Raw genomic sequence first — 22,440 nt, 5'->3', positions numbered from 1 at the left:
ATGAGTAATTCCCGATGACGGGCATACAATTTTCCAGCATCCACTTTATTCGAATGAGTCACTAGCAACCAGTGAGAAATTTAGAACGAATGAGGGCTTTTTGAGAGGGAACAGGCTTAGAAACCGGAGGGTTGGCATCTGTTGTGCTTACTGATAAAAAACTATTCATTTCAATTGGTTGAAATGGGTCAATTGGCATCATGCCGTGATGCCAACTGATACGTCAGATGCCGGCCCAGAGCAGTATGGCCAACAGTTGCGGCGAGATGATGCGCAGGAACATCACCAGGGGATAAACCGTCGCGTAGGCAAGCGCACTGGCACCGCTGTTGCTGTGCATGGCGTTGGCAAAAGCCAGGGCCGGAGGATCCGTCATCGAACCCGCCAGCAAACCGCACAGGGTCAGGTAGTTGAGCTTGCCATAGTGACGCGCCAGTACACCAACGACCAGCAGAGGGATCAGGGTCAGCGCCATGCCATAGAGCACCCAGGCAGGGCCATCACCGTGAAGCAGGGTATCAACAAAACCCGCACCGGATTTGAACCCGACCACGGCCAGAAACAGCACTATGCCTATCTCCCGCAGGGCAAGGTTGGCGCTGGGAGGCATAAACCAATAGAGCTTACCTATGCTGCCGATCCGGGCGAGGATCAGGGCCACCACCAGAGGGCCACCAGCCAGGCCCAACTTGAGCGCCGCCGGGAAACCGGGCAGATAGAAGGGAATTGAACCAAGCAACACCCCGAGCCCGATGCCGATGAATACCGGCAGCATCTGCACCTGTTGCAGTTTTTGCTGCACGTTGCCCACGACGCAGGTCACGGCTTCTATGGCATCTAGCCGGCCGACCAGGTTAAGGATGTCACCAAATTGCAGGCTGGTCTGGCTGGTCGGCACCAGCTCGATCCCGGCCCGGTTGAGGCGCGAGATGACCACATCGTATTTCTGCTTAATGTCGAGATCGCGGATCTTCTTGCCGAGCACCTGCTCGTTGGTCACCACCACCCGCTCGACCCGTAATTCGGTACCCCGGGTCGAGAGGGAGGTATCGACCTCCTCCCCCAATACCAGCAATACCTTGCGCAGGGCATGACGCTCTCCGACCAGATGCAGCAGATCCCCGGTCTGGATGCGGGTATCCGGGCGCGGCACCATCAGCTCATCGCCCCGCTTCAGACGTGAACAGATCACATCCGTCTCATCCAGACTGGGGATCTCCTTGAGCATGATTCCGTGCATGTTGGGGTTGCGTACCGCGATATTGATGGTCTGCAGACTCTCGCGGACTGTGCCGGATTCTTGCTCGAAACGAACGGCTTCATCCTCGATCTTGATGTGAAAAAATACGCGCACCAACCACATGGTCAGCAGTATGCCGCAGATCCCGAACGGGTAGGCCACCGCATAGCCCATCCCCATCAGCGCCGTGGAGCCGGGAGCGGCGCCCAGCTCTGCCAGGATCTGCTGACCCGCCCCCAGGGAAGGGGTATTGGTCACGGCCCCGGAGAAGACCCCGAGGATCACCGGCAGCGGCACGTCAAACAGCTTGTGAAGTCCCAGCGCCACAACGCAGCCGAGCACCACCAGCAGAGCGGCAAAACCATTGAGCTTGAGCCCGGAACTGCGCAGGGAGGAGAAGAACCCGGGACCGACCTGAATGCCGATGGTGTAGACAAACAGGATCAACCCGAACTCCTGGATGAAATGCAGGGTGTGGTCATCGAAGCTCACCTGCAAAATACCGGCGAAGTGGCCGACCAGTATGCCGCCAAACAGCACCCCCCCTATCCCTAATCCCACCCCGTGGATCTTCCAGTTGCCCAGCCAGAGCCCGAGCACCGCCACCAGGGATAGCATGCTGATAGAAAGCGCGATCTCACTCATTTTCCGCCATCCTTGTTCCGAATTTGACTCGGCCTAGCTTGTCAGCAAAGGAGGGGGATGACTGTGTGGCGGCGCACGATTCTGGCGTAACCCGGAGCAGAAATTACCAATTAAGGGTTAGATTAAATACCCGTGATATGGTGCTCGCGCTATCGCCTCAGGGTAGAGAGGCCACGTAGCCATAAATGGCCCCGAAGTGGCACAGGCTCCCCCCCAGTACAAACAGGTGCCAGATGGCATGGTTGTAGGGTATCCGCTTGTTGGCGTAGAAGATGACGCCCAGGCTGTAGATGAGGCCACCCAGCGCCAGCAATGCCAAGCCGCCAACGGCCAGATTGAGGTAGAGCTGGTAGACCACCAGCAGAGAGAGCCAGCCCAGGATCAGATAGGTGACAAGGGACAGTCGTTTGAAACGATTGATAAAAATAAGTTTGAACACCACTCCGAACAGAGCCAGCAGCCAGATCACCGCCATCAGCCAATCGGCGAGAGGGCTATCGAGCGCGACCAGCAGGAAGGGGGTATAGGTGCCGGCGATCAGCAGATAGATGGCGCAGTGATCGAAGATCTTGCACCAACGCCGCCAGGGCCCCTCCCCCATGCTGTGATAGAGGGTGGAGGCGAGGAATAGCAATATCAGGCTGGCGCTGTAGAGGCCATAACTGAGCCGGGCCAGGGGCCCTTGATCCCACCCCTTGAGCAACAGGCAGATCCCGCCCACTATCCCCAGCCCCAACCCCAGGCCATGACTCCAGCGATTCGCCCACTCTTCACGGGGGGAATAGTCCATCGCACCCACTCTCGATACCAATGATTAGAGGCTTCACTCTAGCCCAAGAGGATTTAAGAGTACAAGTGTTAGCTGAAAAAAGGGAGTGGCTGCCAGCCGCGCCCCTTTGGTGTATCCTCTGCCGCCAGCCCATTGCCCCTGAGTGGTTCTGGTGATGACCCGTATTGATGCCGCCGCGACCCCTTGGCCCATGCGCCCGGATGGCGTGGTCCGCCGGCCTGGTCTGGAGACCCCGATGACGTTGACCGAACTCTTTGCCAAACCGGACCCGGCCTTGGCCGCTGCCGTGACCCGCCTGCTGGAGCGCTTTCACCGCGCCGATGACAGCGAGGCGCCCTATAGGCATGAGCAGTTTTGCCAGCAACTCGATGATGCCACTGTGCCCGGCGAGGGCATGGATACCCAGGCCTATCTGGCACGGCTCGAACAACTGGTGCCTGGCGCTTCCCATCTCGCCTCCCGTCACTACATGGGCCACATGACGGCCCCTCTGCCCGCCTTCACCGGCGAGCTGGCCCGGCTGCTGGTGATGCTCAACCAGAATCCGATGAAGATGGAGTCCTCCCGACTGCTGAGTTTCCTCGAGCGGGAAGTCCTGGCCAAGCTGCACCGCCTCGTCTACCGGGATGAGGATGCGTTTTATCGCAGCCAGATGCATGCCAAAGACGCAGCCCTCGGTGTCATGACCAGCGGCGGCACCATCGCCAACGTCACCGCCCTCTGGCTGGCCCGCAACCATGCGGTGGGCGATAACCTCTTCAATCTGGTCGAGCAGGGTTACCGCGGTGCCGTCATCCTTGGCTCACGCCTTATGCACTACTCCTTCGACAAGGGGATGGACTTGCTGGGGCTGGGCGCGGCCAGTGTGCATCGCCTGGACACGGATGCCGACAATCGCCTCAGCCTGCCCGCCCTGGAGGCCGCCTTGCTCGCGTGCAAGGCCCAGCGCCTCAAGGTGCTCGCCATCATAGGGGTGGCGGGCAGTACCGACTTTGGCTCCGTCGACCCCCTGGTTGAACTCGCCGCCATCGCCCGCCGGGAAGAGGTGCATTTCCACGTGGATGCCGCCTGGGGCGGTCCGACACTCTTCTCTCCTCGCTATCGGTCGCTACTGGCGGGCATAGAGGCCGCCGATACCGTCACCCTGGATGGCCACAAGCAGCTGCTGATCCCCCTTGGTACCGGCATGCTGCTCTGCAAGCGACCGGATCTGGTGATGGCGGTCAAGCGCGAAGCCCCCTACGCCATTCGTGCCAGCTCCTTCGATCAGGGCCGCTTCACCCTGGAAGGCACCCGTCCCGCCAATGCCCTCTATCTGGATGCCGCCTTTCAACTGCTCGGTGAGGCGGGCTATCGCACCCTCATCGAAGCCAACTATGACAAGGCGCGCTGCATGGCGGCGCTGATAGACGCGGATCCTGCCTTCGAGCTGATGTCTGCGCCGGTGATGAACCTGCTCTCCTATCGCTGCATCCCGCCCCACCTGCAGGGTCAGCCCCTGGACGAGGCGGCCAACGACCAGATCAATGCCTTCAACATTGCGCTGCAAAAAGCCCAGCGCGCCGAGGGGCACAGCTTCGTCTCCCGCACCCAGCGCGCACTGAGCCGCTACGACGATCAACCCCTGGTACTGCTGCGCGCCGTGCTGCTCAATCCTCAGATTGAGGAGTCTGACATCCGCGACTTGCTGGCAGATCAGACCCGATTAGGGTTGAGGGTCGCCGCCGAGCTGTTCGTCGATGCATAAGCAAGGGAACTCAGGCCCCCGGGGCGGGTCTTATTCATTTGCCGTTGTCTGTCGGACAGGTAGACTGGATGAAATTTCGAGGTGAATGAGCCAGCATGAAGCAATTTTTTGAATTTATTCCGCTTATCGTTTTCTTTGCCGTCTACAAGATGGTGGACATCTATGCCGCAACCGGCGCCCTGGTGGTGGTCACGGGTCTGCAGCTGCTCTATGGCTGGCTTCGCTATCGCAAGGTCGAGAAGATGCAGCTGTTCACCTTTATCCTGGTCGGTTTCTTCGGCGGTCTGACCGTCTTCTTCCATGATGACTCCTTCATCAAGTGGAAGGTGACCGTCATCAATGCCCTGTTTGCCCTCGCCCTGCTTATCGCGCGCTACGGCTTTGGCAAGAACCTGATCAAGCAGATGCTGGGCAAGGAGTTGCAGGCACCTGATCCCATTTGGGACAGGGTCAACCTGGCCTGGGCCGGTTTCTTCGCCCTCTGCGGCCTGCTCAATCTCTATGTCGCCTTCAATCTGCCTCAGGAGGTCTGGGTCAACTTCAAGGTGTTCGGCCTGCTCGGCCTGACCCTGGTCTTCACCCTGCTCTCCGGCGTCTATCTTTACCGCCATATGCCGGCGGAGCAGAAAGAGGCCCAAAAACTCGAACAGAAAAAATAACCGCAACCCGAAAAGGATCCTCTCATGTGGTATCTGATCTACTCCGAAGATGTGGCCGCCAGCCTGGCCCTGCGCAAACAGGCTCGCCCCGCCCATCTCGCCCGGCTGCAGGCGCTGCAGGATGAAGGGCGCCTGCTGACTGCGGGGCCCAATCCCGCCATCGATGCCGAGGATCCGGCCGATGCGGGCTTCAGCGGCTCGACCGTCATCGCCGAGTTCAACAGCCTGGCCGATGCCCGGGCATGGGCAGATGCTGACCCCTATGTCGCCGCCGGCGTCTATGACAAGGTCACCATCAAGCCATTCAAGAAGGTGTTCTAAGGGAACACGGGCAGCTCAGCACCAACCAACAGGCCGGACATTGTCCGGCCTGTTTTTTGAGGGAAGGCTGGCAGCCAGACATCCCCCGCCCATTCACTGCTTGCCAGAACGGTGCCTCAGGCTCGCGCCACAAACCAGGGATTGAGGATATCCGGCTTGCTGTATACGAGGGGGGCGCCATCGAGCTGGGTGACACTGCCCCCCGCCCCTTCCAGGATCGCCTGAGCGGCGCCGGTGTCCCATTCACAGGTCGGCGCCAGTCTGGGGTAGAGCTCGGCTCCGCCCTCGGCGATGACGCAAAACTTGAGGGAGCTGCCCATGGAAACCAGCGCTATCTCCCCAAGGGGGGCCAGAAAATCGAGGGTCTCCTGAGAGAGGTGATTGCGACTGCCCACCACGCGCCAGGGGGTTCCCTCCTGGTGAGGCCGGGTCTGGATAGAGCGACTGACGCCCCCCTCGCTGCAACATGCCCCCAGCCCCTTGCCGCCATACCACAGCTTGTTCAGCACGGGAGCATAGACCATGCCCCAGACCGGACGGCCCTCTTCGACAAGCGCTATGTTGACGGTAAATTCACCGTTGCGGGAGACAAACTCCTTGGTGCCATCCAGGGGATCCACCAGCCAATAGCGTTGCCAACCTAGCCTGGCCTGCAACACCTCCTCCCCGGACTCCTCGGACAACACGGGGATATGGGGGGTCAGACGCGCCAAACCGGCCACTATCACGTCATGGGCCCCCCTGTCTGCCGCCGTCAGCGGGCTCTCGTCGGCTTTGTACTCCACGGTGAAGGCTTGCTGGTAGATGGCCAGTATGGCATCGCCTGCGGCCCGGGCGATGGCTTCGAGTGCGGCAATTGGGGGAAAGGACATAAAATAGCTTCCAAGTCAAAAAGATAGCTCAGTCTACCCGAATCAGAACCGCCAGCTTATAGCCGTTTATCATGAGTTATTCCCTGTCAGAAATGGCAGCCTTCCCCTGTCATTTCTGACAGACAGAAACGGCCACCGCTGAGCTAAACATCAAGACGGCGCAACCCGCGTCCTTGCTCAAGGAAGAGAGTCGATGAAACGTCTCATACTCACCTGTGCCGTGCTATTGGCCACCCTGCCGTTACTCGGCCAACCCGCACTGGCGGCAGAGAAAACCGCAACCCAAGCCGTCACCAGCAACGCCGTCAACCAGGCGGGCAAGATCAACCTCAATACGGCCAGCCTGGACGAGCTGACCGCCCTCAAGGGCATTGGCGACAAGAAGGCGCAATCCATCATCGACTACCGCGAGAAGCAGGGGAAATTCAACTCTGTGGATCAGCTGGCCGACGTGAGTGGCATTGGCCCGGCGACGCTGGAGGCCAATCGGGATCTGATCATCGTCAAGTAAGACAGGAGCGGACTCATGTCCCGGGGCAGCCAGTGGCTGCCCCATTTTTCTTCGGGTATCATGTGCCCACTTTGTCTCACCGGATATATCTCCATGAAAAAGACACCGCTCATTGTTCGCAAGGCCGTGCTACCCGTTGCTGGCCTGGGTACCCGCATGTTGCCCGCCACCAAGGCCATCCCGAAAGAGATGTTGCCAGTGGTCGACAAACCCCTGATCCAGTATGTGGTACGTGAAGCCATCGCCGCCGGGATCAAGGAGATCATCCTGGTCACCCACTCCAGCAAGAACTCTATCGAGAACCATTTCGACAAGAGTTTCGAGCTGGAAGCGACCCTGGAGAAGCGGGTCAAGCGCCAACTGCTGGAAGAGGTGCAGCAAATTTGTCCCAAGGACGTGACCATCATGCATGTCCGCCAGGGAGAAGCCAAAGGGCTGGGCCATGCGGTGCTCTGCGCCCGTCCGCTGATCGGCGACAACCCCTTTGCCGTGCTGCTGCCGGACGTGCTGATCGACGAGATGGCCAGCGATCTCAAGCAAGATAACCTGGCCGAGATGGTGCATCTGTTTGAGGCAGACCAGATCAGCCAGATCATGGTCGAGACCGTGCCCCAGAGCGAGGTCGACAAATACGGCATCGCCGACGTCAAAGGGGAGGAGCTGACCGCGGGCATGTCCCTGCCGATGCAGGCCATCGTCGAGAAACCGCCCCGGGACGAGGCCCCCTCCAACCTGGCGGTGGTGGGTCGTTATGTGCTGTCGGCCAACATCTGGCCGCTGCTGGAGAAGACGCCCGCCGGTGCCGGCGACGAGATCCAGCTGACCGACGCCATCGCCATGCTGATGGAGCGCGAGCAGGTCAACGCTTACTCCATGAAGGGCAGAAGCCATGATTGCGGCAGCAAGCTCGGTTATATGAAGGCCAATGTCGAGTACGCAGCCCGCCATGGCGAGCTCGGCGCAGAATTCAGACAGTGGCTGGCTCAGTTTGCCAAACAGTTGTAAACGCTGAATTTTTCGCCATTAAACAGAATATTAAACGGGGCATCATTTGATGCCCCGTTTTCATTTCATCAACAAATATTCAGCTTTGAGCAAACAATTAACTACCAAATCATGACCTTGTAATTCAATCACGCTTGTTTTATAAGGTTTAAGGCTTGTTCCGAGCCCTTGCATAAAATTCCTAAAAAAATAAAAGATACAGGTGGAAGTTCCATGAATAATCCGTCAAAAGGGACCTTTTTAGGTCACCCTAAAGGGCTCTTTTTGCTCTTTAGTACCGAACTGTGGGAGCGGTTCTCCTACTACGGCATGCGTGCTGTACTGGTGCTCTATCTGACCGACCTGACCGCCAACGGCGGCATGGGCTGGAGCCAGGCCGATGCCCTCAAGCTCTACGGCATCTACACGGGTCTGGTCTATATCACGCCGCTCATCGGTGGCTGGCTGGCCGACACTGTACTCGGACAACGCCGCTCCATCCTGATCGGTGCCATCCTGATGGCCGCGGGGCAATTCACCCTGGCCCTGCCCCATGCCATGTTCCCGGACATGGTCAATAGCGTCTTCTACGCGGGCCTCGCCCTGCTGATCGTGGGCAATGGCCTGTTCAAACCGAACATCTCCACCATGGTGGGCGATCTCTATCAGGAAGGCGATCACCGTCGTGACGGTGCCTTCACCATCTTCTACATGGGCATCAACCTGGGCTCCCTGCTGGCCGGGGTGATCTGTGGGGCTGCTGCCACCGCCTATGGCTGGCAGGCCGCCTTCGTCGGCGCCGGCATCGGCATGCTGCTCTCCCTGGTGCTGCAAGCGACCATGGCGCAGAACTTCCTCGGCGACATTGGCCGGGTCCCTGCGGCCAAGCTGGCTGCCGCCAAGCGCTCCAAAAACCAGAAGGCTCCCCTGACCAAGCAGGAAGTGGATCGCATCAAGGTCATCCTCATTCTGGGTCTGTTCACCATCATCTTCTGGGCTGGCTTCGAACAAGCCGGCGGTCTGATGAACCTCTACACCCAGGAGTATACCGACCGCATGATCGGCAGCTTCGAGGTGCCGACGGCCTGGTTCCAGTCCCTGAACCCCTTCTTCATCATCACCCTGGCCCCCCTGGTTGCCGCCATCTGGATCAAGCTTGGCAAGAAAGAGCCAAACTCCCCGGTGAAATTCGCCATGGGCCTGCTGTTCCTTGCCATAGGTTTCCTGTTCATGATCGGTGCCGTGCTGGAGCAAGGTGGCGATCAGAGCGTCAAGACCTCCATGTTCTGGCTGGTCGGCGCTTACCTGTTCCACACCCTGGGTGAGCTCTGCCTCTCCCCCATCGGCCTCTCCATGGTGACCAAGCTGGCTCCCCTGCGCCTGGCCTCCCTGATGATGGGTGCCTGGTTCGGCTTTGTTGCCCTGGCCAACTATGCCGCCGGCTTCATTGGCTCCTTCGTGGGCGAGTCCGGTGCCATTGCCATCTTCGGTGGTATCGCCGCCGCCGCCGTGCTCAGTGCTCTGCTGCTGCTGACCATGGCCAACCGCCTGGTCTACTGGATGCACGGGGCCGAAGGCCATGCCGAGGCACCTGATGAGCAAGATGACAAGAAACTGCACTCAGCGACCGTCTGATTGCCCATAGCGACCGTCATGACAAAGAGGGCACCCATTGGGTGCCCTCTTTTTATGGATTGGGTGGCGAGAGGCTAGTGGTGGCGCACCTGCATATGCAGGGCACAACCCGTGTCACTGCGGATCTGCAGTTCGAAGGGATCGTGCCAACTCCGTTTATGAAGCCGGTAGTGGCCATCCCGCATCAGACCAAGGGGAAGCCCGCCGCTACGCATCAGCCAGTGGGGGGAAGTGATGCCGGCATTGGCAAAGCTGAGGCCCTCTTCTTCGTCAAACAGCAGAGCGGCCATCGAGAAGGAGTGACGCAGGCCAGACTCCATCAACTGCCAATTGAGATAGGCCAGCAATCGGTGGGGCTGAGCCAGTAGCTGGCTCTCCCTCTGTTGATACTCGCGATAGGGCACATTGAGCAGTGAGCGCACCAAGGCGCCGCAGAAGGCGGCATCCGCAGCCAGCACCGGCAGTTCCATCACCAGCACCAGGAGACGGTTATCCACCCTGAACGTATCCGGGATGAAGAGGTTGCCCATCCCCTCGAACGTGACCTGCCAGGGGCCCCACTCCTGCAAGACCGGGGTCGATAGATTGCCAAGCAAGCGAGTTGCCGCACCGTCATGGTGGCGAAAGTAATGGAGGTGTTCGACCAATTCCAGCTGCGGGCTGGAGAGATCTGGGGCCGACAGGCACTGATTGATGCTCTGCGCCACCTGGGGCCAGTCACGAATGGGCTTGAGCAGAAAATCCCGGGCGCCACCGCGCAGGGCACGGCCGACCTCTTCCATCCGGTTCTGGCCCGAGATGACGATGATGGGGATCTGGGGGTAACGCGCCACCAGGCAGGCAATCACCTCATGACCGTCCAGATTAGGCATGCCCAGATCGCACAGCACTATATCGGGATGATAGAGGGCAGCCCCGGACAATCCCTCGATGCCATCCTCGGCCTGGAACACGCAAGCTCCTTCATTCTCTAGATAATTCACCAACATGTGGCGAAAGACAGCTTCGTCCTCCACCACCAGGATCCTGATTCCGGCTCTTAACATCTTGCTACAACTCTTGTGGTTCATGCCGATTAGAGCCTAATCCTAGACCACAGCCGCCCCCCGCGGACGGGGTGACCCCGCAAAAATACGCATGATTATTAATCCCTGTCTAGAGACGGGTTATTCGCAGCCGCCAATCAGAATGCGCCCAGGATCAGCCCTTAATTGTGCCCAGCCAGCCCATGGGGGATAATGGCGCCATCCTAGCTAGCGAAGAACGCCATGACTCCAGCCGAATACAGCGCCCTCGCCCATCCCAGATTGTCTCATCCGGCTCGCAGCCTCTACAGTCTGCAGTTGCGGCGACTGATCATGGAGAACCAGCCCCCCCGGCTCAGTTATCCTAAACTGGGACGCACCTTGGCGGTGGTCGATCCCATGGATGCCAGCGGCTTCAGTTATCAGGTCAATGCCCGCCAGCTCACCGCCCTGTTTGACGAGCTGATCGAGGCAGGCTTGCTGCATATAGAGAGCCCGGTGGAGAGTGAGCACTATCACCAGTGCACCTTTACTCTGCCCCTGCTGAACCAACGCAGCCGCAGCCCCTTGCCTGAACGGCCCTTCCAGATGCACCTGCACTGGCGTCCGGACGAGGAGCTGCCCGCGCTGGCGCGCCTCTGTGGCGTCATAGATGCCAGCTACAGCGAGGAGGATCTCGGCGAGTTCATCGCTTACTGGCTGGGGCGTCCCGAGGTTTTTGACTCCCAGCACCAGTGGATGCTCAAATTCATCCGGGCCCTCAAGACCCGTCGCTATGTGCGTCGCTCGCAAACCGAGGTACAAGGCTACCAGCAGGTGAGCGCAGATCCCGTCTCTTCCGGCCCGAGCAAACGCGCCCAGGAGATGATAGAGCAGGCCAAACGGCTGGCCGAGCAGCAAGAGAGCGAGCATGATTGAGCTAGCCCCAACCCGAACAATGATCGCCACCCCGGCACCAGGAGCATATCAAGATGGCAGATGAACAGGATCCCCTGCGCCAGGAGCTGGCCGAGATCGAAGCCAAGCGGCAACGTATCGCCAAGGCCAAACAGGACAACCGAGTCCATGACCCAGAATTGAGCCGTCATGTGGGCGGTCTGCTCGAGCGGATCCGCAAGCTGCAGGCCGAGACCGGCGGCGGCCAGTACGACTACGAAACCCTGCGTAAAGAGTACGACGCCAAGGCCAATGCCGAGGTGCGCCAGCTGCAGAAAACGGCCCGTCAGGAGCGCATTCAGAAACTGATCGCCCAGGCCGACCTCAATCCGGAATGGGTCTTCGAGCGCATGGATAGCGGGGATCCCAGCCTGCAATACCCCATGGAGACCGCACGCTACTTCATCAGCGGCTTCGAGCATTGGGAGAAGAGCGGTGGCGGTTGCATGCTCATCTATGGTGACTATGGCACCGGCAAGTCGACCCTGGCCGGGGCCGTGGCACACGAACTGATCGAGCAGCACCAGAAATCGGTGATCTTCCAGCAGTGGGCCTCGGTGGTGGACAGGCTCTTCTTCAACGTCATCCAGGATCAGGAGGAGCGCAACCAGTATCGCCGTGCCCTGGAAGAAGTTGATCTGCTGATCCTCGACGAGGTGGCCGCCAACAGGGCCAAGATGGCGGAGAGCCAGTCCAGCTTCCTCGGCCACCTGCTGCGCCGGCGCCGCAACCTCTCCAAGAGCGTCATCATCATCACCAACCACAGCCCCCAGAGTCTGCATCAGGCCATTGGCGACTTCAGCTTCGAGGCGATCAAGGCATTCAATCCGGTGGATATTCAGCTCAGTGGTCCGAGCCGTCGCCCCAGTATCGGCCACTACAACGGCTAAACACCCTGCGGGCCCCGGTGGCCCGCTCTGCCACCCCTCAAATAATAACAGCTCTCATTTACACCTCCATCATGAACCCTTAGGCTAACCTTTTCGCAAACAGGAGAGGGTCATGCCCACCATTCTTATCTTCGGAGCCAGCCGGGGGCTGGGACTTGCCTTCGCAAACGTGGCCAGGGCCCAGGGGCATAAGGTCCATGCCATGGTGCGTTCATCCCAAGCGGCCGAGGCGTTGAATGCGATCGGGGTCGATGTGCTGTTGGGGGATGCGCTCGATAAAGAGGCGGTGAGCCATGCCTGCGCATTGGCGGGGAAGGATAGCTGGGTCGTCTCAACCCTCGGCAGCTTTCGCAGCCCGGAGCCGGTGGATTATGAGGGCAATCGCCATCTGATCGATGGGATGGAAGAGGCTGGGCTCAAGCGTCTGCTGCTGGTCACCTCCCTTGGGTGCGGCGACAGCTGGCAGCATCTCCCCGAGCGCGCCAGGGCGCCCTTCGGCCACGAGGTCCGCCTCAAGAGTCTGGCCGAAAGCTGGTTGCAGACCAGCACCCTGACCTGGACCATATTGCGCCCTGCTGGCTTGCAGGATGGCGAACCAACCGGTCAGGCACGATTGAGTCAAGGTCAGGAGACCCACGGCCTGGTACGACGCCATGATGTCGCCATTCAAGGGCTGAGCCTGCTCGCCGACAGCACGGCCGCCGGCCAGATCTACGCCATCAGCGACCCCGGTCTCCAGCGGGGTTGACTGTCCCCACCACTCAACAAGGGTCAGCCTCAGTGCTGGCCCTTGCCGTTCAGGCTCTTGGCCGCTGACGCCGGGCCAGCCAGTAATAGGAGAGTGCGCCATAGAGCGCCGTCAGCCCCCAGAGCTGCCACCACAGTGGCGCCACCTGCACAAAGTCGGCCCCCATCTGGTTGAGTCGCAGGAAACCGGCGATGGCCGGGGTGCTCGGCAGCCACTGGGCCAACCAATTCAGCGGTGCCGGGATCAACTCCACCGGCCAGATGAAGCCCGCCAGAAACACCAGGGGCAGAGATGAGAGCAACACTATCTGGCTCGGCAGATCCCGCCTGGACAACAGGGCCCCCAACAGCACGCCCAGCATGGTGGTCGCCAGCACGAAGGGCAGCACAAACAACCAGAGCGCCGCCGGTGAAGCGCTGCGGGTTATCTGGTAGTGATCCAGACAGAAACCGAAGAAGTAGCTGACAGGGATCAGAAAGAGCCCCCCCAGCACCAGAGTCCGCGCCAGTAACAGGGGCAGCACCGGCGCCCTTTGCCAATAACCCGCCTCTCCCCGCTCGCTTTGCTGATTCTGGGTGGCCCCCAGGATGCCGGCCCCCATCAGCAACACCTGATGCAGGATCAGCACGAACACCGCTGGCACCACATAGTTCACATACCCCATGGTCGGGTTGAATACGGGCAGCACGTTGAGCCCCACCGCACTCCAGCCCGTGGCCGCCTGGGGCAGTGCCTGCCCCTCGACCAGCAGACGCGCCACCTTGATCTGGGCCGCGAGCGTGCCGCTCGCCTGTGCCAGCCCTTCGGCGATGGTGCCGTACACCAGGAAGTAGGAGGCGTCACCGCTATAGCTTAAGGTCACGCTCTTGCCCTGCAACAGGTCCCGATAGAAGTGGCGGGGGATCAGCAGTATACCGCTGGCCCGACCGTCCATGAGCCACTGACGCGCCTCATCCAGACTGCTCACCCGAGCGACCAAGCGAACCTGGGCCGTCGCATCGGCCATAAACTCAAGCTGGCGCGAGAGCTGGCTGCCATCCTCGTTGATCACCACCACCGGCTCTTCCCGAGGCAGTTGCTGCAAATAGGGTTGGGGATAGAGGAAGGAGTAGAAGAGCACGCCACCAAACAGGGTCAGCATGATGGCCCGGTCCGATAGCAGGGTACGCAGCTCGAGACGTACCAGATCCCAAAAACCTAACATGGACCAGGCTCCTTCCCATGGGGGGACGGGGAAAGGGCGTCGGTCCGATAGCGGCGTGCCACTACCCAGAACAGTGGCATGAACAGGAGCAGCGGCGCCAGTTGGGGCAAGGCTTGAGCCAGAGACTGACCATAGTTGGCCTGACCCACCTGCAACTCGATATAGTGGGAGACTGGCAGCAGGCTGCGCCACCCTTCGGCGAAACTGCCCATGGCGCTGGTCGGAAAGGTGACCCCCATGAAGGCAAAACCGGGGGCCGTCAGGGCCCCCGCCATGGAGAGTGCCCTCGCCGCATCCCTTAGCAGGGCATAGAGCAAGGCGCCCACGCTGAGGCAGGCGGCTGTGGTGAGACCCAATCCAAGAGTCAACACAAGCCAACTGCCCTGCATGGGATAAGCCAGCACCTTGAACAGCATCAGGCTCCATCCCAGCCCCCAGCCCCACCCGATGAGCAGATTCGGGGCCAGCTTGCGCCACAGGCCCTGCCAGACCCCTTCAGCGTGCCATCTCTGGCCCAACCTGTCGGCTCGGGCCAGGGAATTCAAGCCATAGAGCACCACCAATATCTGCCAGACCGCAGGCAACAAGGCGCTGAGCAGGAACTGGGCATAACTGGAGTTGAGGTTATAGAGCGCCGTGATCTGATTGTTGATGGGCAGCGCCTGGCCCATGGCCCCCGGCAGTGCCTGCCCCTCAGCCAGGGCATTCAGTACCCCGACCTGGCCATTGAGGGTGCCAACGACCTGGGCCAGTGCCGAATTGACCAGTTTGGCAATCAGGATGAACTGGCCATTGTTGAAGACGGTCACCTGGGGCTGGATACCCTCACGGGCATCCCGCTCCAGATGGTGAGGGATCACCACCAGGGCGTAGATATCTCCCCCACGCAGGGCGCGACTGCCCTCGCTGACAGAATCAAACTCGGCCCCCAGCTTGAGACCCGAGGAGCCGTCCAGAGAGAAGGCGAGCTGGCGGGAGAGCTGACTCTTGTCCAGATCCACCAGGCCTATGTTGAGATCCCGTGCCAGACCGGCGGAAAAGATCCAGCACAGCAGTCCCATCAACAGCAGGGGCAGCCAGCTGGCCAGAGCCCGGCCAAACGGATCACGCCAGAGCTGGCGCAGCTCCTCTCTCATCAGAGTTGAACCAGGACGCTCATGCCGACTCTCAACCCATCTACGGGCTGCAGCGGCCGGGCTTCGACCTGGAAGCTCTTCATATCAAACCCCTGACGGGTATCAGTCGCACGCCAGGTAGCAAAGTCCCCCATCACGGCGACATGGGTCACCTTGAAGCGCACCGACTGATCGCCCAGACCGGGAATACTGGCATCGAACTCGCTGCCGACCTGGAAGCGGGGCAGCAGATCTTCGCGCACATGGAACTGGGCCCAGGCATCCTGCATATCGAGCAGGGTCACCACGGGGAAGCCCTGAGGAGCCAGCTCGCCGCTTTGCAGCAGCACCTGGGCAACCTCACCGGCATGGGGGCTGGTGATGCGGGTATCGGCCAGATAGGCCTCCACTTCGGCCACGGAGCCCGCCGCCATCTTGACCTTCTCCCGCGCCGCCAGCTTGGTTTCGGCTCGCGCCCCTTCCAGGGCTAGTTGATACTGCTGCCAGGCCATGCCTTCGCTGTACTTGGCCGCCTGCCAGGCAGTCCAGGCCTCATCGCGTTTTTGCAACGGCATGACGCCATCCCTGTGCAAGTTGGCGACCCGCTGATAGGTTGTTCCCCGCAGGGTGGCCGCCACCTTGGCTTGCTGCCATTGGTCCTTGGCGGCCGCTATCTGCTGGGCACGAGCGCCATTTTCGGCCTCTTGCGCCAGGGCTCCGGCCGCCGCCTCGCCCGCCTTGGCCTGGCTCAACTTGGCCTCTATTTCAGGGCTAGCCAGGGTGAACACCAGCTGATCCTTGTCCAGCTTATCCCCCTTTTTCACCAGCACCTGATCGATTCGCCCGGCCACCTTGGAGGAGACCGCATACTGCTGCGCTTCTATCTGCCCCTGCAACCGCACCGGTTCAGGCTGATAGGCCAGCCAGAAGCGCCAGCCAAGCCAGATAACCAGCAATGCCAACGCCAGGAGCAACAACAACGGCCGACCTTGGCGCATCTTCTGCCGTATGGGGGAGTGACTCATGCTGATACCTCGATAACGGGGCCAGTGCGGCCGACACAGAAACGGACAATGGACAAGGCAGGCGCCGTGGCCTCCAGGGAGTGAGGGCGCTCATTGAAACGGCAAGCCGGTGCACCTGCATTGCAAGGCAGGTGCTTCATGAGCGCACCTCGGTGGCCTGGGCATACTGGTATTGATTGAAGCTGTTCATCTGGCCGGAGAGCGCCAACAGCCGCGCCAGCGATACCACATACTGGTAAGCCGCTGCGGCGCGCTGAGTCTTTACCCCGGCCAGCTGATTGCGGGCATCCACCACATCCAGCGAGGTGGAGAGCCCCTGGGCGAATGCCTTGTCGCGCAGGGAGACATTCTCCTGTGCCAATTGCTGGGTCGAGTCGAGGGCCTGATACTCCTCCATCCCCTGGGCCGCTTCGCGCCAGGTCTTCTCGACCAGCAGCTCCAGATCCTCGCGGGTCTTGGCTTGGAGCAGATTGACCTGCAACTCGGCACTCTTGGCCGCCTGCACGGTCTCGGAGCGGCCATCCCGGCTCACCAGCGGCATGCTGACGCCGACCCCGACCAGCCAGTCCGGGGTCAGGCTGGAGGTGATGGAGTCATCTTCATAGAGGTTGTAATTACCAAACAGGAACAGCTCGGGGGCGTACTTGCCCTTCTCCAGCTTGATGAGCCCCTGAGCCTGCTGCTTCTTCGCCGCCAGCAGCTTGAGCCCGGGGTGCACCGTCAGGGTCTCCTGCACCAAGGCATCCATCGGTGGCATCTTGGTATTGATAAACAGAGGATTGTCGGGCTCGGCCCCCTTGAGTTTGAGCATCCTGGCCAGGGCCAGTTCGGCGATCTCCAGGCTACGGCGATACTTCTGGGTATCGATACGCGCCCTGTCATAGGCCGACTGAGCCGAGAGCCGTTCCACCTTGGCTATCTGGCCCTGCGCCTCCAGCTTGCGGGCATGATCGAGGTGATGGGCCAATCCCTGTTCGATCTCCTGCTTGGTCTGCACCACCTGCGCCGCCAGCACCACGCCGAAATAAGTCTGGGAGAGGCTCTCGAAACTGGCCTGCTGTTTGAGCACCAGTTGCTCCTGAGCCTCCAGCACCTGAGCCTGGCGGATATCCTGAGCGGCATCGATGCGCCCACCGACGAACAGCGGCCACAGCATCTTGACCGAGCTGGTCACCACGTTCTGCTTGGTGAGAGGGGTGACAAAATCGCTGGCACCGAGCTGCAATGCCTGCATGACGGGCCCCAGGATCTGACCAAACTCGGGATGATTGGCAATGGGATTGAGATCCAGCATGTCCAGCTCGACCGGTTTGTCGAGATGGGTGTAGCTTGCCCCAAGGTCCACCTTGGGCAGATACATGGCCTTGGCCGCTTCCCGTAGCTGCTTGGCACGGTCGACACCGGCTTGCTCTGCGGCCAACCCCTCGTCTTGCTGCAACACCGTGCTCCAGGCCTGGCTAAAGCTGAGTGACTGCGCCTGGGCCGGCGTCAGCATGAGCCATAACAGACAGGATGCCAGCTGGCAGATAACGCGTGATCTCATACTTCCCCAATCTGTTGGTCGTGCTGTTTATAATAAAAATGTTTGGAGTTTTTACTCAACGCAGGGCAATTATCATAACGCAAAGCCCGGGGATCTGGTCACGGGTAATTCGATTGTATCCCTTCACCCAAGCTGACGGCAGCCCCCATCACAATTTGCCCGATTTTCAAGCACTCCAGAATTTGCAAGGGCTCGCTGGCCGTTTTTTTCATAAAAAAATGCCTGACGCTCAAATACTAACCTTTTATCCTGACTAAAAAATGCGTAATATACGCCGCCCTAAGCCGATGGTAACCGTGGAATGCAGATAGGTCCCCACACGCTTGAAACTCCCTTGATTGTGGCCCCCATGGCCGGTGTAACAGACCGACCATTTCGTGAGCTTTGCTTGCGATTGGGAGCTGGCATGGCCGTTTCCGAGATGCTGCTGGCCAATCCGGACGTCTGGGATACCCAGAAGACCAGGATGCGGATGGACCACTCTGCCGAAGCGGGACTGCGATCGGTCCAGATTGCTGGAGCCGACCCGGAGATGATGGCGTTTGCCGCCCGCTACAACGTGGAGCAGGGCGCTCAGATCGTCGACATCAACATGGGGTGTCCAGCAAAAAAAGTGAATAAGAAGTTGGCAGGTTCCGCCCTGCTGCGCCAACCCGATCTGGTCAGAACTATCTGCCGGGCCGTGGTCGATGCAGTGGAAGTGCCTGTCACCTTGAAGATCCGCACAGGATGGGATCCGGATAACCGCAATGGCGAGGAGATCGCCCGAATCGCCGAAGATTGCGGTATCGCGGCCCTTGCCGTGCATGGTCGCACTCGCTCCTGCCTCTACAAGGGCGAAGCCGAGTACGACACTATCAGGGCGATTAAGCAGGCCGTATCGATTCCTGTTGTCGCCAATGGCGACATAGACAGCCCGGAGAAGGCCCGGTATGTCCTCGACTATACCGGCGTCGACGCCGTGATGATCGGCCGTGCAGCGCAAGGACGACCGTGGATTTTCCGGGAAATCCGTCATTTTCTTGAGACAGGAACCAAGCTGCCACCTCCCGGAAGGGATGAGGTTCGCACCCTGATGAACGAGCATGTAACCAATCTGCATCAGTTTTACGGTGCCTTTCTGGGAGCGCGCATTGCCCGTAAACACGTGGGTTGGTATCTGGATGAAGAAGAGACGGGCCGAGAATTCCGTAAGCACTTCAATGCGTTGGATTGTGCAGATGCACAGCTAAGCGCACTTGAAGTGTATTTCGATGGATTAGGTTAACGCATAACTAAAGAGCCGACCGAATATGTTCGAACAAACCCTGACTTCTGATGCATTGGTAACAACTACTCACAATCATGCCGCCGAGCCCACCCAGCGCCCCCTGCGTGACTCTGTGCAACAGGCCCTGCGTAACTACCTGGCCCAGTTGAACGGTCAGGAAGTGATTGATCTGTATGATATGGTCCTCTCCGAAGTCGAAGCTCCCATGCTGGACGTGATCATGCAGTACACCCGTGGTAACCAGACTCGCGCCGCCGTGATGATGGGGATCAACCGCGGTACCCTGCGCAAAAAACTCAAACGTTACGGCATGAACTGATCCTTCGATCATGTCTGTGCAGGACAAGGCGCATTCCAGCGATGGAGTGCGCCTTTTTCTATTGCACAGACAAGCGATCTGCGCTGTGTGATACAGCGTACATGACCGCCCGTTTATGCACCCTTCCATCCCTCCTATTCCGTCGCCAACCGTATCCCCAGCGCGACAAAAAGCCCCCCCATCACCCGATGGAGCCATTGGCTCAACCTGACAGGTAACCTCAGCTTGCTACTGGCAAATGCGGTCGACAGCGCCAGTAGATGGCACCAGATCATCCCGTTCAGATTGAAGATGCAACCGAGTAAGATGAACGCCAGCGCCTTCTGGGGAGCATCCGGGGCAATGAACTGCGGCACGAACGCCAGAAAGAACAGCGCCACCTTAGGATTGAGAAGATTGGTCAGAAATCCTTGCCAGAAGAGGCGGCCATAAGGCAAAGGAGCCAACTTGAGCGCTCCGTTATCCAAGGGGGCGCCAGGTCGTGCGCACAGCAAGCCAATGCCCAGATAAATGAGGTAGAGCGCCCCCAGCAGCTTGATGACGCTGAACAGGCTGGCAGAGGCACTCAGCAAGGCCGATAGACCTAATGCCGCCGCCAATACGTGCACCATGGTGCCAGTTCCAATTCCAAGCGCCGCCATCGAGCCTGCTCGCCATCCCTGGGAGCCACTGCGCAACATGACCAGCAAGGAGTCAGGTCCCGGCATGATATTGAGCAGCAGGCCAGATACGATAAACAATGCCAAATCATGGATCCCTAACATGAACGCGTCCTCCCGTGGAAAGGGATAGTCTAAGGGGGCCAGAGCGATTGTCATCCCTCACCCAGGCTATAACGACTATCAATGCCGGTGATAACGACCGGATAGGAGGCGAGTCACTGTGCATTACCCCCCTTCTCCACTGCATCTCTCCCAAAGGAAAATAGAGACGCTCACCCTACCCGATGCTAAACGGTCGTGTTCCTTTGGCATGGGGAATAGAGACTGCGAGAGGGGCGCCCTGCTGCAATGGCGATTTAGCCAATCATCTCGGTTTTCACATCGATATGCGGCTGGAAGAGGGGGGGTGGAGATGCTGCTGCCGTGTGGCGGGTCAGGTGAATAAGCCTAGCTCCCATCGGTTAGCTCAGCATGGCAGTCTGGCTCGGCAGACCCGCTGGCAAGCACCTGCCATCCCGCTGAATGGGTGCGCCGATGTGCTGGCACAGCACATTTCAGGCATGAAAAAAGCCCGCTCGTGAGAGCGGGCTTTCAGGGTCTTGCTACCAGTCAAATGCCTCTGCATTTGTGGCCAATCACATCGCTGTGACCGTAATTAGGAGCCTGGCAGTGTCCTACTCTCGCATGGCGAATGCCACACTACCATCGGCGCTACCGCGTTTCACTTCTGAGTTCGGCATGGGATCAGGTGGGTCCACGGCGCTATGGCCGCCAGGCAAAAAACTTCATCCGGAAAGCTGACGTGAGTAATGATGTTGCGCTTGGCTTGTCACTATCACTGAATTAGGTAAGTAGTCTCGCACTTGCTACAAGTCTCAGAACACTTCTTGGGTGTTGTATGGTTAAGCCTCACGGGTAATTAGTATGGGTTAGCTCAACACGTCGCCGCGCTTACACACCCCACCTATCAACGTTGTGGTCTCCAACGGCCCTTTAGGACCCTCAAGGGGTCAGGGATGACTCATCTCAGGGCTCGCTTCCCGCTTAGATGCTTTCAGCGGTTATCGATTCCGAACTTAGCTACCGGGCAGTGCCACTGGCGTGACAACCCGAACACCAGAGGTTCGTTCACTCCGGTCCTCTCGTACTAGGAGCAACTCCCTTCAATCATCCAACGCCCACGGCAGATAGGGACCGAACTGTCTCACGACGTTCTGAACCCAGCTCGCGTACCACTTTAAATGGCGAACAGCCATACCCTTGGGACCGACTTCAGCCCCAGGATGTGATGAGCCGACATCGAGGTGCCAAACACCGCCGTCGATATGAACTCTTGGGCGGTATCAGCCTGTTATCCCCGGAGTACCTTTTATCCGTTGAGCGATGGCCCTTCCATTCAGAACCACCGGATCACTATGACCTACTTTCGTACCTGCTCGACCTGTCCGTCTCGCAGTTAAGCTGGCTTATGCCATTGCACTAACCTCCTGATGTCCGACCAGGATTAGCCAACCTTCGTGCTCCTCCGTTACTCTTTGGGAGGAGACCGCCCCAGTCAAACTACCCACCAGGCACTGTCCGCGAGCCCGATTCAGGGCCCTGCGTTAGAACATCAAACATACAAGGGTGGTATTTCAAGGACGGCTCCACGACAACTAGCGTCATCGCTTCAAAGCCTCCCACCTATCCTACACATGTAGGTTCAATGTTCAGTGCCAAGCTGTAGTAAAGGTTCACGGGGTCTTTCCGTCTAGCCGCGGGTACACCGCATCTTCACGGCGAATTCGATTTCACTGAGTCTCGGGTGGAGACAGCATGGCCATGGTTACACCATTCGTGCAGGTCGGAACTTACCCGACAAGGAATTTCGCTACCTTAGGACCGTTATAGTTACGGCCGCCGTTTACCGGGGCTTCGATCAAGAGCTTCGCTTGCGCTAACCCCATCAATTAACCTTCCGGCACCGGGCAGGTGTCACACCCTATACGTCCACTTTCGTGTTTGCAGAGTGCTGTGTTTTTGATAAACAGTCCCAGCCATCTGGTCACTGCGACTCCCAACTGCTCCATCCGCAAGGGACTTCACTGTCAAGAGCGAACCTTCTCCCGAAGTTACGGTTCTATTTTGCCTAGTTCCTTCACCCGAGTTCTCTCAAGCGCCTTGGTATTCTCTACCCGACCACCTGTGTCGGTTTGGGGTACGATGACTTGTAATCTGAAGCTTAGAGGCTTTTCCTGGAAGCATGGCATCAATGGCTTCACCACCGTAGTGGCTTCGTCTCGTGTCTCAGCGTTGCATC

20 protein-coding genes and 2 rRNA genes (1 of these 22 running past the window's edge) are annotated in these 22,440 nt (G+C 59.3%); 11 read left to right on the top strand and 11 right to left on the bottom strand.

Annotation, left to right across the window (positions count from 1 at the left end; translation table 11 throughout):
* Positions 1–223 precede the first annotated feature (223 nt).
* Positions 224–1,885, bottom strand: a complete 1,662-nt coding sequence (locus tag KYK33_RS04290) for a putative transporter (RefSeq protein ID WP_224432125.1) — start codon at positions 1,883–1,885, stop codon at positions 224–226.
* Positions 1,886–2,042: 157 nt separating this feature from the next.
* Positions 2,043–2,675 (bottom strand): PAQR family membrane homeostasis protein TrhA, encoded by a 633-nt coding sequence (gene trhA, locus KYK33_RS04285; protein WP_224432124.1) that lies wholly within the window; start codon positions 2,673–2,675, stop codon positions 2,043–2,045.
* Positions 2,676–2,910: 235 nt separating this feature from the next.
* Here trhA and KYK33_RS04280 point away from each other — a divergent pair, with 235 nt between their 5' ends.
* The 3 genes from KYK33_RS04280 to KYK33_RS04270 all read left to right on the top strand — a co-directional run bounded on the left by KYK33_RS04280 (position 2,911) and on the right by KYK33_RS04270 (position 5,402).
* Positions 2,911–4,422: a pyridoxal-dependent decarboxylase gene (locus KYK33_RS04280; RefSeq protein WP_224432942.1), complete on the top strand. Its 1,512-nt coding sequence runs from the start codon at positions 2,911–2,913 to the stop codon at positions 4,420–4,422.
* A gap of 95 nt (positions 4,423–4,517) precedes the next feature.
* Positions 4,518–5,081, top strand: coding sequence for a septation protein A (locus tag KYK33_RS04275; RefSeq protein ID WP_042041268.1), 564 nt, complete (start codon positions 4,518–4,520; stop codon positions 5,079–5,081).
* A gap of 24 nt (positions 5,082–5,105) precedes the next feature.
* On the top strand, positions 5,106–5,402 hold the full coding sequence (locus KYK33_RS04270) for a YciI family protein (RefSeq protein ID WP_042041266.1): 297 nt from the start codon (positions 5,106–5,108) through the stop codon (positions 5,400–5,402).
* A gap of 116 nt (positions 5,403–5,518) precedes the next feature.
* Here the strand turns inward: KYK33_RS04270 and cysQ are convergent, their stop codons facing one another.
* Positions 5,519–6,274 (bottom strand): 3'(2'),5'-bisphosphate nucleotidase CysQ, encoded by a 756-nt coding sequence (gene cysQ, locus KYK33_RS04265; protein WP_224432123.1) that lies wholly within the window; start codon positions 6,272–6,274, stop codon positions 5,519–5,521.
* Positions 6,275–6,467: 193 nt separating this feature from the next.
* Between cysQ and KYK33_RS04260 the strand changes: the two genes are divergently transcribed.
* The 3 genes from KYK33_RS04260 (at position 6,468) to KYK33_RS04250 (ending at position 9,404) form a co-directional block, all read left to right on the top strand.
* A complete protein-coding gene (locus KYK33_RS04260; RefSeq protein ID WP_224432122.1) occupies positions 6,468–6,785 on the top strand; it encodes a ComEA family DNA-binding protein in 318 nt (105 codons plus the stop codon).
* Between the two features lie 93 nt (positions 6,786–6,878).
* Positions 6,879–7,790 (top strand): UTP--glucose-1-phosphate uridylyltransferase GalU, encoded by a 912-nt coding sequence (gene galU, locus KYK33_RS04255; RefSeq protein ID WP_224432121.1) that lies wholly within the window; start codon positions 6,879–6,881, stop codon positions 7,788–7,790.
* 213 nt (positions 7,791–8,003) lie between these two features.
* Positions 8,004–9,404: a peptide MFS transporter gene (locus tag KYK33_RS04250; RefSeq protein ID WP_224432120.1), complete on the top strand. Its 1,401-nt coding sequence runs from the start codon at positions 8,004–8,006 to the stop codon at positions 9,402–9,404.
* Positions 9,405–9,478: 74 nt separating this feature from the next.
* Here KYK33_RS04250 and KYK33_RS04245 read toward each other — a convergent pair whose 3' ends face one another.
* A complete protein-coding gene (locus tag KYK33_RS04245) occupies positions 9,479–10,450 on the bottom strand; it encodes a response regulator (protein WP_224432119.1) in 972 nt (323 codons plus the stop codon).
* Between the two features lie 222 nt (positions 10,451–10,672).
* Between KYK33_RS04245 and KYK33_RS04240 the strand changes: the two genes are divergently transcribed.
* From KYK33_RS04240 to KYK33_RS04230, 3 genes are all read left to right on the top strand, one after another.
* A complete protein-coding gene (locus KYK33_RS04240) occupies positions 10,673–11,347 on the top strand; it encodes a DnaT-like ssDNA-binding domain-containing protein (RefSeq protein WP_224432118.1) in 675 nt (224 codons plus the stop codon).
* A gap of 53 nt (positions 11,348–11,400) precedes the next feature.
* Positions 11,401–12,255: a DnaA ATPase domain-containing protein gene (locus KYK33_RS04235; protein ID WP_042041258.1), complete on the top strand. Its 855-nt coding sequence runs from the start codon at positions 11,401–11,403 to the stop codon at positions 12,253–12,255.
* 112 nt (positions 12,256–12,367) lie between these two features.
* Positions 12,368–13,003 (top strand): SDR family oxidoreductase, encoded by a 636-nt coding sequence (locus tag KYK33_RS04230; RefSeq protein WP_224432117.1) that lies wholly within the window; start codon positions 12,368–12,370, stop codon positions 13,001–13,003.
* A gap of 49 nt (positions 13,004–13,052) precedes the next feature.
* Here KYK33_RS04230 and KYK33_RS04225 read toward each other — a convergent pair whose 3' ends face one another.
* From KYK33_RS04225 to KYK33_RS04210, 4 genes are all read right to left on the bottom strand, one after another.
* The gene (locus tag KYK33_RS04225; protein WP_224432116.1) at positions 13,053–14,207 is read right to left on the bottom strand and encodes an ABC transporter permease; all 1,155 of its coding nucleotides are present in this window, start codon (positions 14,205–14,207) and stop codon (positions 13,053–13,055) included.
* Positions 14,201–15,343, bottom strand: a complete 1,143-nt coding sequence (locus KYK33_RS04220; protein WP_224432115.1) for an ABC transporter permease — start codon at positions 15,341–15,343, stop codon at positions 14,201–14,203. Before KYK33_RS04220 ends, KYK33_RS04225 begins: the two co-directional genes overlap by 7 nt.
* Positions 15,343–16,347 (bottom strand): HlyD family secretion protein, encoded by a 1,005-nt coding sequence (locus KYK33_RS04215; protein WP_224432114.1) that lies wholly within the window; start codon positions 16,345–16,347, stop codon positions 15,343–15,345. The genes KYK33_RS04220 and KYK33_RS04215 overlap by 1 nt, the downstream gene beginning before the upstream one ends.
* Positions 16,348–16,483: 136 nt before the next feature.
* Complete coding sequence (locus tag KYK33_RS04210) at positions 16,484–17,842, bottom strand: TolC family protein (protein WP_224432941.1); 1,359 nt, start codon at positions 17,840–17,842, stop codon at positions 16,484–16,486.
* A gap of 349 nt (positions 17,843–18,191) precedes the next feature.
* Between KYK33_RS04210 and dusB the strand changes: the two genes are divergently transcribed.
* Positions 18,192–19,157: a tRNA dihydrouridine synthase DusB gene (gene dusB / locus KYK33_RS04205; protein ID WP_224432113.1), complete on the top strand. Its 966-nt coding sequence runs from the start codon at positions 18,192–18,194 to the stop codon at positions 19,155–19,157.
* 25 nt (positions 19,158–19,182) lie between these two features.
* Positions 19,183–19,479 carry a DNA-binding transcriptional regulator Fis gene (gene fis, locus KYK33_RS04200; protein ID WP_005309538.1) on the top strand — a complete coding sequence of 99 codons (297 nt, stop codon included), beginning with the start codon at positions 19,183–19,185 and terminating at the stop codon, positions 19,477–19,479.
* Between the two features lie 134 nt (positions 19,480–19,613).
* On the opposite strand, the gene KYK33_RS04195 is transcribed toward fis, so the two are convergent.
* The 3 genes from KYK33_RS04195 to KYK33_RS04185 all read right to left on the bottom strand — a co-directional run.
* Positions 19,614–20,243: a LysE family translocator gene (locus tag KYK33_RS04195; protein WP_224432112.1), complete on the bottom strand. Its 630-nt coding sequence runs from the start codon at positions 20,241–20,243 to the stop codon at positions 19,614–19,616.
* A gap of 559 nt (positions 20,244–20,802) precedes the next feature.
* Positions 20,803–20,917: ribosomal RNA gene (rrf, locus tag KYK33_RS04190) — 5S ribosomal RNA — on the bottom strand.
* A gap of 122 nt (positions 20,918–21,039) precedes the next feature.
* Positions 21,040–22,440 (bottom strand): 23S ribosomal RNA (locus tag KYK33_RS04185); it runs 1,489 nt beyond the window's last position.

The organism is Aeromonas rivuli (assembly GCF_020149575.1).
GTDB classification, from domain to species: domain Bacteria; phylum Pseudomonadota; class Gammaproteobacteria; order Enterobacterales; family Aeromonadaceae; genus Aeromonas; species Aeromonas rivuli.
Note: the sequence above shows the minus strand (reverse complement) of the source record. Positions and strands in the feature narration are given on the sequence as shown.

Coding starts and splice junctions, on each gene's coding strand:
- KYK33_RS04290 (WP_224432125.1), bottom strand. CDS start 1,885: ATGAGTGAGATCGCGCTTTCTATCAGCATGCTATCCCTGGTGGCGGTG.
- trhA (WP_224432124.1), bottom strand. CDS start 2,675: ATGGACTATTCCCCCCGTGAAGAGTGGGCGAATCGCTGGAGTCATGGC.
- KYK33_RS04280 (WP_224432942.1), top strand. CDS start 2,911: ATGACGTTGACCGAACTCTTTGCCAAACCGGACCCGGCCTTGGCCGCT.
- KYK33_RS04275 (WP_042041268.1), top strand. CDS start 4,518: ATGAAGCAATTTTTTGAATTTATTCCGCTTATCGTTTTCTTTGCCGTC.
- KYK33_RS04270 (WP_042041266.1), top strand. CDS start 5,106: ATGTGGTATCTGATCTACTCCGAAGATGTGGCCGCCAGCCTGGCCCTG.
- cysQ (WP_224432123.1), bottom strand. CDS start 6,274: ATGTCCTTTCCCCCAATTGCCGCACTCGAAGCCATCGCCCGGGCCGCA.
- KYK33_RS04260 (WP_224432122.1), top strand. CDS start 6,468: ATGAAACGTCTCATACTCACCTGTGCCGTGCTATTGGCCACCCTGCCG.
- galU (WP_224432121.1), top strand. CDS start 6,879: ATGAAAAAGACACCGCTCATTGTTCGCAAGGCCGTGCTACCCGTTGCT.
- KYK33_RS04250 (WP_224432120.1), top strand. CDS start 8,004: ATGAATAATCCGTCAAAAGGGACCTTTTTAGGTCACCCTAAAGGGCTC.
- KYK33_RS04245 (WP_224432119.1), bottom strand. CDS start 10,450: ATGTTAAGAGCCGGAATCAGGATCCTGGTGGTGGAGGACGAAGCTGTC.
- KYK33_RS04240 (WP_224432118.1), top strand. CDS start 10,673: ATGACTCCAGCCGAATACAGCGCCCTCGCCCATCCCAGATTGTCTCAT.
- KYK33_RS04235 (WP_042041258.1), top strand. CDS start 11,401: ATGGCAGATGAACAGGATCCCCTGCGCCAGGAGCTGGCCGAGATCGAA.
- KYK33_RS04230 (WP_224432117.1), top strand. CDS start 12,368: ATGCCCACCATTCTTATCTTCGGAGCCAGCCGGGGGCTGGGACTTGCC.
- KYK33_RS04225 (WP_224432116.1), bottom strand. CDS start 14,207: ATGTTAGGTTTTTGGGATCTGGTACGTCTCGAGCTGCGTACCCTGCTA.
- KYK33_RS04220 (WP_224432115.1), bottom strand. CDS start 15,343: ATGAGAGAGGAGCTGCGCCAGCTCTGGCGTGATCCGTTTGGCCGGGCT.
- KYK33_RS04215 (WP_224432114.1), bottom strand. CDS start 16,347: ATGAGTCACTCCCCCATACGGCAGAAGATGCGCCAAGGTCGGCCGTTG.
- KYK33_RS04210 (WP_224432941.1), bottom strand. CDS start 17,842: ATGCTGACGCCGGCCCAGGCGCAGTCACTCAGCTTTAGCCAGGCCTGG.
- dusB (WP_224432113.1), top strand. CDS start 18,192: ATGCAGATAGGTCCCCACACGCTTGAAACTCCCTTGATTGTGGCCCCC.
- fis (WP_005309538.1), top strand. CDS start 19,183: ATGTTCGAACAAACCCTGACTTCTGATGCATTGGTAACAACTACTCAC.
- KYK33_RS04195 (WP_224432112.1), bottom strand. CDS start 20,243: ATGTTAGGGATCCATGATTTGGCATTGTTTATCGTATCTGGCCTGCTG.